This is a genomic window from Streptomyces sp. NPDC001156, assembly GCF_053598275.1.
The window spans coordinates 1-10,162 of the sequence record NZ_JBSFJX010000254.1 but is presented as its reverse complement, the minus strand read 5'-3'; the positions used below and the strand labels follow the sequence as shown (position 1 = coordinate 10,162).

Sequence of the window (10,162 nt, the reverse complement as noted above, 5' to 3'; positions counted from 1 at the left end):
GTAGTAGCGCGGGCCTTTCGCGCCGTTTCCGGCGCTCTGACGGTGCCAGGCCGTGGCGGGCAGGCGGCCGGCAAGGGTATCGGCGCGGGCGGGAGCGCGGCCGTGGTTGATCCTCACCCGTGTCGAGCAGGCGACGGCCAGGACATAGCCGATGCCGCGCGCCTTGAGGGCGGCGCGGAGCTGGGGGTCCTGGCCGTAGGCTTCGTCGCCGGTCACCCAGGAGGCGGTGATCCCGGCGTCCAGCGCGGCCTCGATCATCTGCTCGGCCAGGCGGGGCTTGGTGGCGAACTGCACCGTCTCGGGTATCCCGGCCGCGGTGCGCCGTTCCAGGTCATTGGACCAGGAGTGTTCGGGGAGGTAGAGCCGTCGGTCGATCAGGGCCCGTCCCCGGCTGGTGGCCAGGGCGAGGAACACGCCGACCTGGGCGTTTTCGATGCGTCCCGCGGTGCCGGTGTACTGCCTCTGCACTCCCGCCGAAGACCGGCCCTTCTTTAGGAAGCCGGTCTCGTCGACAACGAGAACGCTGCCGTCAGCACCGAGGTGTTCGGCGGCGTAGGCACGCAGGTCGTCGCGGACGGCATCGGCGTCCCAGCGGGCGTAGCGCAGCAGACGTTGCATCGGCCCGGGCCGGGCAAGGCCGGCCCGTTCGGCCAGTTGCCAGCAGTTCTTCCGTTCGACGCTCGACAGCAGCCCGAGCAGGTAAGTACGAGCCGCAGCCCGGGGTTCAACTCGCCTGAATCTGCCCGCGATCCGGGCCATGACCTGGTCGAACATCGCCCGCCAGCAGGCAGGGTCTACGCTATGGATCGCGGCCACCGCACGATCTTCAGGAGTCCACACAACCCCCGATGATCACGCGGTGGCCGTACCTGTTCCCAGCCGGGTCCGCGACAAGATCGCGAAGTCAGACTGGAGTACTAGGCGTCCCCGGCCGGTTCCTCCGCCCGCGTCCTCACCTCGTCCTCCAGTTCGCTGCGCGATGTGCTGTGCTCCTTCGCGTACTCGGTGATCTCCACCTGGAGGTCACGGTCGAGGTCGCGCCAGGCGCGCAGGGCGGTCTCGTACAGCTCGGTCTGCTGTCTGGTCCATGCTGTGGCGGTGGGCGGGCCGTACTTCTCCCGCAGCTCGTCGGCCTTCGACTGCGCATCGGCCGCCGCACGCTGCATCTCCACGAGTTCTTCAAAAGTCGACGCCACGGCCCCGGATACTAGGCGCGTGGGCGAGGGTCCGGTTCCGCGACCCGCTGGGCGGGCGCGCGGATCGACCGGTCGGCCCCAAACCGGGAACTTTCGGCGCCGCGGGGCCGCCCGCCCTGCGGGAGGCGCGTTCCCGAGCGGTCCGTCGCGGTGCCGCCGTGTCGCGTCGAGGGCGTGTACGTGGCGTCACGGCGTGGCCGGGCGGAAGGGATTACGCCACCGTGTGTTCACCTGGCAGAGTGAGTCCACGGGGGCGAGTCAGGGGCTTTGTGCGGACGGCCGGTGAGCGGGGCACGTCCCGGAGATCCCGTCACGGCCCCCGACCGCGCCGGTCCGACCCGTACCGGGGTACCCACCAGGACCCTCGCACATCCTCATGTCTTAAATTAGGGTCTGATTTAAGCATGCAAGGAAATGCGCGTCCGAGGTGGCACAGCGGTATCGTGCAGGTCGGGCAGGGCCGGAAGGAGCCACATGGCGGGGCGGAACGGGCGCACGGTGCGCGACCTGCGCCGGGGCAATCGCGCCGAGGTGCTGCAGCGACTGTATTTCGACGGCCCGATGAGCCGCTTCGAGCTGGGCCCCGCGACGGGTCTGAGCTCGGGTTCCATCAGCAATGTGGTCGCCGAACTGGTCGCCGACGGCCTGGTGGAGGAGGCCGGCAGCGTCGACTCCGACGGCGGCCGTCCCCGCACCCTGCTGCGGGTGGCACCGACCAGCGGCCACATGATCGGCGTCGACGTCGGCGAGACCCGTGTCCGCGTCGAGCTGTTCGACCTGACCCTCACCGAGCTCGCCCGCACCGAACGGCCGCTGGTCCACCAGCGCTACGACGTCGAGGTCGTCGTCGGCCACATCCGCGACGGCATCGCGGAGGTCCTGGCCGCCGCGGACATCACGCCCGACGGACTGCTCGGCGTGGGCATCGGCGTACCCGGCATCGTGGCCCGCACCCCGGAGCAGGGCGCCGTCGTGCACGGCCAGACCATCGGCTGGGACGCCGTGCCGCTGGAATCCCTGCTCCGCTCCACGGGGCGGCTCCCGGACTCCGTGCCCTACTTCATAGACAACGGAGCCAGGACCCTCGGTCAGGCCGAGATGTGGTTCGGCGCCGGACGCGGTGCCCACAACGCGGTCGTGGTCCTCTTCGGCTCCGGTGTCGGCGCCTGCCTGGTCACCGAGGAGGTGGGCAGCGGCCGGGCCGTGGAGTGGGGCCATCTGACCGTACGGGTCAGGGGGCGCCGGTGCCGCTGTGGCGCCCTCGGCTGCCTGGAGGCGTACGCGGGCGCGGAGGCCCTGCTCGACCGCTGGCGCGAGGAGGGCGGCCGGCCGCCCGAGGGCGTCGACGAGGAGACCGCGCTGACCGCCATGCTGGCGGCGGCCTACCCCCCGGACGGCACCGACGCCGACCCGGTCGCGCTCGCCGTCCTGGAGGAGACCGCCGAGTACCTGGGCGCGGGCCTGTCCGACCTGGTCAACCTCTTCCAGCCCGAACGGATCCTGATCGGTGGCTGGGCGGGCCTTCAGCTCGGCTCGCGGTTCCTGGCCGTCGTGCGCCGGTACGCCACGTCCTATGCGCTGCGCTACCCGGCCGAGCGGGTCTCCATCGACCTGGGCAGGCTCGGCCCCGATGCCGTGACGGTCGGCGCGGCGATCCTGCCGCTCGCCGACTTCTTCGCCCGCGGCGGCCGCCGCGCGGAGCCCACCAACGAGGAACGTCCGCCGGCGTGGCGAACGGCTCTGGAGGAACGGACCCCGCGCTGACCGGCTGGGCGCCGGACTCGGGGACGCGCGGGGGCGGCTGCGTCCGCGCAGTTCTCGCCTTGCCGAGCGGGCGATGCCTGCGGTGGTCCAGCGTACTGATCGGTGGGCGCCGGGCTGTGGGGGGCGCGCTTGCCGCGGACTGCGGTGCCCGCGTCAGCTCCGCCTCGCCGAGCGCGCGATGCGTGCGGTGGTTTCGCCGCGCTGACCGGCGGAACCCGCGCACGCTGGGGTCAGGGGGCTCAGGCGTTGCCTGCGCGCATGTCCCGCCTCGCCGAGCGCGCGACGCCAGCGGCGGTTGCACTGCGCTGACAGCGGCGCGCGGCGTGCCGGGCCGGGGGCTCAGGCGTCGCCTGCGTGCAGCTCCCGCGTCGCCGAGCCCGCGCTGCCTGCGGCGGTTGGAGTGCGCTGATCGGCGGGCACGCCCGGCTGCGGGACGCGCGCATGCCGGGGCCGGGGCCGGGGCGCCAGAGGCGGCCTGCGCGAGCTTCCCGCCTTGCGGATTCAGCGATGCCTGCGGTGGTTTCGCCGCGTTGATCGGTGCGGCGCCGGGCTCGGGGACGCGCGGGTGCTGGGGCCCGGTGCCCGCGCAGCTCCTGCCTCGCCGAGCGCGCGACGCCTGCGGCGCTCCTACCGTCCCCGGGACCCGCGCACACCAGAGCCGCAGCGCACACGCGTCGCCCACGCGCACCCCCCGCCTCGCCGAGCCCGTGACGGCTTCCGCGGTTTCAGTGCCGTGCCTCGCGGTACTCGCCGCCTCGGCCGGACAGGGCTCGTCTCCATCGCGGGCCCCTTGGCGAAGAGGAGCAGGAGGACGCCGTGACCGAACAGCGGCACGAGGCTCCCGGCGAGCGTGCCGACCCCATCCCGCGTGACATGCCGGACCAGCAGGCCCGCGAGGGCGAAGACCCCTGGGACGCCGATCCCGCACGGGACACTGCCGACGGATCCGCCCCCGACGTACCCGACACGGACGAGGCGGGTACCGGCCGGAAGGGCAAGCCCCACGCGGGTACGGTCCACCCCGAGCACCCGGTACCGGACGAGTCCACTGCCTGATCCGTCGGACCGGCGGTCGGACGCCGTCGGCTCTTGAGAACCCGGCCCGCGGGGTGTGCACGGCGTGCGGACGCCGTGCACACCCCGCGGGCCGGGGTCGCGCCCGGACACCGTCGATCGCACGGGGTCCTTCGTCATGGCGGGCCGTGAGTTCGGCCTTCGGCCGCATGACCCGGCGACCTGCCTCGCGCCCATGACCCACGGGGCTGGATAGGCTGACCGGGTGGGATGGTCCTGGGGAGAACACATGAGGCCGGCGGTCGCCGTATCGACGCCGGCCTGTGCCTGCGGATGCCCGGCGGCCCGGTTCCGGCTGCGCGGCGGCCCGAAGGCGGTGGCCCGGTGACGGAGTTCGAGGCGATCGACGCGCTGCTGGCCAGTGCCCGGCAGGAGGTCCCACTGCCACCTGCCGAGGAACGGCGCGCGTTGCGCGAGGAGTTGAACCTGTCCCGGACGCAGGTGGCCCAGGCCCTTGGGGTCAGTCCCTCCACAGTCGGCGGCTGGGAGTCCGGACGCGACCCGAGCGGCGAAGTGCGTGAGAAGTACGCGTACTTCCTGGACGGCGCCCGGACGAAGCTGGCGGAGCGGGACGCGCGGGAGACGGTGGCCGCCCCCGGCGAGGCGGACCCGCGGCAGGAGTTCGACGGTGAGGCCGACGCCGTGGAGGCATTGCCCGCGCCCCAGCCGTGTGTGCTGTGCGGGCAGCCCGCACAGCACCAGGTGGCGGGATTCCCGCAGCACCTTGACCCGGGGGAGTGCGGCAAGGCGCCCGCGGGACCCGGGCGGCCCGCCGAGGTGGACGCACCGCAGGCGGACCGCAAACCCACCGGATCCGTCCAGGTCGTGCCCGTGGGCCGCCGCGTCAAGGCGGCCTCCGAGAACCCGGACCCCATCGGCGAGGCGGTGGCCGCCGCGCTCGCCGCGCATGCCGGCGATGTGGACGCGGCGACCGCGGCACTGGTGAAGCGGGCCATCCCCGACGCGATGGCATTGCTGGACCAGACCCGGAAGGGCGGCCGCTATGACATCGTGGCGCACCCCTGGATCCCCGACATCCTGCGCAAGCAGACCGCCCGCGGCTCGGACGAGATCTGGGAGGCCCGCCCCAAGTGGGCGCGGCCCGAACTGCCCGCGGGCCGACACGAGGTGACGGCCCTCGACATCAACGGCGCGTATCTGTCGGCTCTCAAGACGCACTTGCCGATCGGTCAGTTGGAGCACTCCTCGGGCTTCGGCCACGACCGCAGGCGCGCCGGCGTCCACCTGATCACGCCTCCTGCATGGGAGCACGACGGGGTTCTGCCCCATCCGCTCGGCAACCGGGACGAACCGGGCCCGCTGTGGGTCACGGAGCCGACGCTGCGTCTGCTGCTGCGGCTGTCGGGTCCCACGTACGCGCTGTGCGACCCGCCTGAGATCCATGAGTCCTTTACCTCGGGCGCGACCGAGAACCTGCTGGAGAAGTTCCGCGTGGCGCTCAAGGACGCCCGCGACCGGGCCATCGCCGAGGACGACGAGGTGACCCTGGAGTACGTGAAGGCGATGTACTCCAAGTTCGTCTCCACCATGGGGGAGTCGAACTACAACCGGGAGCTGTACCGTCCCGACTGGATGCACCTGATCCGTTCGCAGGCCTTCGCCAACCTCTGGGCGAAGGCCTACAAGGCGCATGAGGAAGGGCTGACCGTCGTGCGCGCGATGGGCACCGACGAACTGCACGTGATCGGGGACTGGCGGCGTGTCTTCCCGGAAGGGCGCGGCGTCTCCGAGGTGAAGATCAAGGACACCTACACCGTGGGCGACGACCCCGATTCCGTCGCCGTGGGCGAGCCGGGCGACTGAGCAAGGAGCGGGAGTGCCGCAGCACACCATCGAGTTCGGCAGGTACGGCGCCCGCGGGATCAAGGGCAGCGAGGCGGTGGCCCGGCAACTGGACGCGCTCGCCGGCGGGGTCGCGAGCCCGGTGACGTCGCGGCGCGGTCTGCTGGCCCGGCTGCACTACCTCACGCGCAGCGACCACGCCCGCGCCGCGGCCCGCGAGGCGGGACTGACGGTCACCGGGCGCACGCTGAAGGCGTGGCTCGAGGGCAGGCGCGCCCCCTCGCGGTCGAACCTGGAGAGGATCGAGACGGCCTACCGGGCGGTCCGGCGCCAGAATGTCGCCCGCTATCTCCTGGGCCGCCTCAACCGCGAGGGGCGTGGTACGCGGGTCGAGCTCCACCCCGTGAACCAGTCCCAGGTGTCCCGTCCCCGCCAGCGGTTCGTGGAGTTCCGCACCCTGAACATCCGTCACTGGGACGCTATCGTCCGGGCCTGGTCCGACAACGACCTCCAGGCCCTCGACGACGCCTGGACCGACCAGATCGTCGATCTGGGTTCGCAGTGGGGCCAGTACGAGTACGTGACCAACGTGGGCTTCGCTGCCTGATGTTCCGCGATGTGATCCCCGTGCTGGCAACGCGGGTGCGGCCCGCGGGAGTTCACGGCAGGCGGCCGATGCGGGCCGGACGCCGGTGCGGCCGGCCCGCGCGCCTCGGCTGCGGGACGCGAACGCGTCGACGCCGGTGAGCTCCGCGGACGCCGCCCACAGGCGCGCGGCCTGCTCCGGGTCGATCGCCCAGTCCTTGACGCCGCCGCGCGTGCCGTCCGCCGGAGCCGGTTCCGCGATGTCGCAGTCCTCGCAGTACACCCCGCCCCTGTCCGCGAGCCGGGGCGAGGTCGCGGCCCACACCTGGGTGGCCGCGCCCTGCTCGGGCGTCTTGAAGGCGTCGGGGTCCACCAGCGCGCCGGTCTCGTCGATCCAGCCGCGCTCGATCATCTCCTCCTTGGCGAGATGACGCTGCAGCGGGGTGAGAATCCCGCCGGGGTGCAGGGAGAAGGCCCGGACGCCGTGCTCCCTGCCGAGCCTGTCGAGGTGCACCGCGAAGAGGACGTTCGCGGTCTTCGCCTGCCCGTACGCCTCCCACTTGTCGTAGCCCTGCTTCCAGTGCAGGTCGTCCCACCGGATGCCGGAGCGGTGGTGGCCGGCGGACGACACGGACACGACCCGCGCCCCGCCCGGCTCGATCGCCGGCCACAGGCGGTTGACGAGCGCCTAGTGGCCCAGGTGGTTGGTGGCGAACTGCGCCTCCCAGCCGGGCCCCACCCGGGTCTCCGGGCAGGCCATGATCCCGGCGCTGTTGATCACGATGTCGACGGTGCGGCCGGAGGCGAGGAACCGGTCGGCGAAGGCGCTCACGCTCTGAAGGTCACCGAGGTCGAGCTCGTCCACCTCCACCCCGTCGAGGCCCGCCAGCGCCTCCTCGGCGGCGGCCGGGCGCCGCGCCGGAACGACGACCCGGGCACCCGCCTTGCGGAGCGCACGCGTCGTCTCCAGGCCGAGCCCGGAGTAGCCACCCGTCACCACCGCCAGCTTGCCGGAGAGGTCGATTCCGTGAAGTACGTCGTCGGCGGTGCTGCTGGCGGCGAAACCCGACCCGATCTTGTGTTGTGCAGTGCTCATACTGTGCACGCTACGAATTCGAGCGCGCTCGAAGTCAAGCGGGCGCCAGCGCGCCGTGTGCGGACGCCGTGTCCGGGCATGGAGAAGCCCCGACCGTGACGGGGGATTCACGGCCGGGGCAGTCGGTGGTGGGCGCGGACGGCGGTCGCCTCTCGGCGAAAGGCTCCACAGGGCTTCAGCCGAACGATCGTCCCTGTGGGCGGTGGATGAGGCCCGGGGACACTGTTCCGTCCGCTCCCACGGCTTGTTCAACGGGAAACTACTGGTTGGTGTTCCGGAAATTCAGCCATTCGATAGTGATCTACGTCACTGCTCATGAGTTGTGCGCCCGTGAGCTCCGTGGAGACCGGCCTAGGTGTCCGGCGCGAGCGGACTGTCGCCCAGCATGGACAGCAGGTGGGCCGGATCCCGGTAGATGGCGCGGGCGCCGGCCTCTTGCAGGTCGGCCCGCGGAATGCCGCCGGACAGCAGGCCCACGCACGTCACCCCGGCCCGGGTCCCCGCCTTCATGTCCCACACCGTGTCGCCCACGAACACGGCCTGCTCTGGCGGCACGCCGGTCAGCTCCAGGGCGTGTTCCACCGGCTCGGGCGCGGGTTTGCCGGTCTCCACGTCGTCCGCACTCGCCGTCGCCGCGATGGCGTCGTCCGCTCCGATGGCGCGGCGCAGCGCCGACAGCTCCGGCCCGCTCGCCGAGGTGGCGAGTACGACGTTCCAGCCATCGTGGTCGAGTCGGCGCAGCAGCCGTCCGGCGTCCTTGAACGGGGGCAGCCGGTCGAAGAAGGTGCCGTAGAGGGCCGTGTGGGTGGCGACCAGCAAGTCGACCTCGTCCCGGTCCCGGCCGCCCAGCAGGTGGGCGATCAGGTCCTCGGAGCCGAGGCCCACCGACCGGTGGATGGCGTGCATCGGCACCTGGTGACCGGCCTGCCGGAACGCCTCCCACCACGTTGTGACGTGCAGATGATTGGTGTCGACGAGAGTGCCGTCGACGTCGAACACGGCCGCCCGTCCCATATGCCAGTCCTCCCTCACGCATCGCGTCGGGTACCACGTCAGGTGGCCGCCACACGCGCGGGTACGGTCCGCTCGTGCGTCCAGGTGAGCAGCTCGTCCGCGGTCCACGTCGTGATCACGCGCTCGGGCGGCACCCCGCACTCCTCGGCCCGGGCGCAGCCGTGGATCTGCCAGTCCAGCTGGCCCGGCGCATGCGCGTCGGTGTCGATCGAGAACAGGACCCCCGCATCGAGGGCCCGGCGCAGCAGCCGCCGGGGCGGGTCCAGCCGCTCGGGCCGGCTGTTGATCTCCACCGCCGTACCGAACTCGGCGCACGCGGCGAACACCGCGTCCGCGTCGAACTCCGACTCGGGGCGCCCGCGCCCGGTGACCAGTCGTCCCGTGCAGTGGCCGAGCACGTCGGCGAGCGGATTGCGGACGGCGGCGATCATGCGGCGCGTCATCGACGGTGCGTCCATGCGCAGCTTGGAGTGCACGGACACCACTACCACGTCCAGCCGGTCGAGGAGTTCCGGCTCCTGGTCCAGCGACCCGTCGTCGAGGATGTCGCACTCGATGCCGGTCAGCAGCCGGAACGGGGCCCACCGTGCGTTGAGCCCGGCCACCACGTCCAGCTGTTCGCGCAGCCGCTCGGCGGACAGCCCCCGGGCGACCGTGAGCCGGGGCGAGTGGTCAGTGAGCACCGCCCACTCGTGCCCGAGCCGCGCGGCGGTCCGCCCCATCTCCTCGATCGGGCTGCCGCCGTCCGACCAGTCGGAGTGCAGATGGCAGTCGCCGCGCAGCAGCGCCAGGAGCCGGTGGCCGCCCTGAGCGAGCGGTGCGCCGCCCTCCTGCTCCAGCTTCCCCAGGTAGCCGGGGGTCCGCCCGGCCAGCGCCTCCCGTACCACCTGGGCCGTCTTCGGGCCGATGCCCTTGAGGGACTCAAGGGTCCCGGCGGCCGCTCGTCCGGCGATCTCGTCCCCGGGCAGCTGGGACAGCACCGCGGCGGCGGTGCGGAACGCCCGGACGCGGTACGTCGGGGCCCCGGCCCGCTCCAGCAGGAAGGCGATCCGGTCCAGGGCTGCGACGGGCTCCATCGGCACCTCCTACCCCCAGCGTTGCCCAGCGACGCCGGGCCCGCACGGCGGCGCGCCCGCCGGTCCATCACCCGGCCGGGCCAACGATGGCGGCGAGGCGTGGCACGGCGCGTGCGGCCCGCCAGAGCGTGCGCTCACCACCCCCCCCGCCGCCGAGTGGCGAGATGCGCTCTACGCTCTATGCATGACCGAAATCGCGAGTCCGCACATCTCCCATCCGCGGATCACGGTGCTCAAGGTCCAGCCGGGCACGCCGCCGTTCCGCATCGTGGAGGTGGACGGTGAGATGGTCGGCCGGGCGAGATCGCTCGTCGACGTGCTGGACGTGGCCGCGGAGTGCGGCGTCCCCGTCCACGACCTCGACGACCCCGAGGTGGTCCGCTGGGTGGGCGGCGACAAGCTGACCTGGACGCTGCACTAGCGCCGGTCCGGTGCCTGGGAGGATCTCCTCGCGGCACCACGGGCGCCACGGCGGATCCGCGCGCCGTCGTGCGGGCCTCACGCCGGGTCGGCCCGGGCAGCTGCGCGGGCCGTACGCCGACCGCTCCGTGCGC

9 protein-coding genes and 1 pseudogene are annotated in these 10,162 nt (G+C 72.6%); 5 read left to right on the top strand and 5 right to left on the bottom strand.

The window, feature by feature from the left end; genetic code table 11:
- Together ACWDA7_RS45990 and ACWDA7_RS45985 are read right to left on the bottom strand one after the other, a co-directional pair.
- A partial coding sequence (locus ACWDA7_RS45990; RefSeq protein WP_450613284.1) for an IS701 family transposase occupies positions 1–759 on the bottom strand: 759 nt, incomplete at its 3' end.
- A 158-nt stretch (positions 760–917) separates the two neighbouring features.
- Positions 918–1,196, bottom strand: a complete 279-nt coding sequence (locus ACWDA7_RS45985; protein WP_450613280.1) for a hypothetical protein — start codon at positions 1,194–1,196, stop codon at positions 918–920.
- 474 nt (positions 1,197–1,670) lie between these two features.
- Between ACWDA7_RS45985 and ACWDA7_RS45980 the strand changes: the two genes are divergently transcribed.
- The 4 genes from ACWDA7_RS45980 (at position 1,671) to ACWDA7_RS45965 (ending at position 6,444) form a co-directional block, all read left to right on the top strand.
- Positions 1,671–2,960 carry an ROK family protein gene (locus ACWDA7_RS45980; RefSeq protein ID WP_450613278.1) on the top strand — a complete coding sequence of 430 codons (1,290 nt, stop codon included), beginning with the start codon at positions 1,671–1,673 and terminating at the stop codon, positions 2,958–2,960.
- Between the two features lie 816 nt (positions 2,961–3,776).
- Positions 3,777–4,016, top strand: a complete 240-nt coding sequence (locus ACWDA7_RS45975) for a hypothetical protein (protein ID WP_450613276.1) — start codon at positions 3,777–3,779, stop codon at positions 4,014–4,016.
- 342 nt (positions 4,017–4,358) lie between these two features.
- The gene (locus ACWDA7_RS45970) at positions 4,359–5,858 is read left to right on the top strand and encodes a helix-turn-helix domain-containing protein (RefSeq protein WP_450613274.1); all 1,500 of its coding nucleotides are present in this window, start codon (positions 4,359–4,361) and stop codon (positions 5,856–5,858) included.
- 13 nt (positions 5,859–5,871) lie between these two features.
- Positions 5,872–6,444 carry a transcriptional regulator gene (locus ACWDA7_RS45965; protein ID WP_450613282.1) on the top strand — a complete coding sequence of 191 codons (573 nt, stop codon included), beginning with the start codon at positions 5,872–5,874 and terminating at the stop codon, positions 6,442–6,444.
- Positions 6,445–6,561: 117 nt separating this feature from the next.
- On the opposite strand, the pseudogene ACWDA7_RS45960 reads toward ACWDA7_RS45965, so the two are convergent.
- From ACWDA7_RS45960 to ACWDA7_RS45950, 3 genes and pseudogenes are all read right to left on the bottom strand, one after another.
- Positions 6,562–7,518, bottom strand: a pseudogene (locus ACWDA7_RS45960) (SDR family NAD(P)-dependent oxidoreductase); the annotation flags it as partial.
- Positions 7,519–7,869: 351 nt separating this feature from the next.
- A complete protein-coding gene (locus ACWDA7_RS45955) occupies positions 7,870–8,532 on the bottom strand; it encodes an HAD family hydrolase (protein WP_450613272.1) in 663 nt (220 codons plus the stop codon).
- Between the two features lie 38 nt (positions 8,533–8,570).
- A complete protein-coding gene (locus tag ACWDA7_RS45950; protein WP_450613270.1) occupies positions 8,571–9,608 on the bottom strand; it encodes a PHP domain-containing protein in 1,038 nt (345 codons plus the stop codon).
- Positions 9,609–9,792: 184 nt separating this feature from the next.
- Here ACWDA7_RS45950 and ACWDA7_RS45945 point away from each other — a divergent pair, with 184 nt between their 5' ends.
- Complete coding sequence (locus tag ACWDA7_RS45945; RefSeq protein WP_359409758.1) at positions 9,793–10,029, top strand: hypothetical protein; 237 nt, start codon at positions 9,793–9,795, stop codon at positions 10,027–10,029.
- The last annotated feature ends 133 nt before the right edge of the window (positions 10,030–10,162 follow it).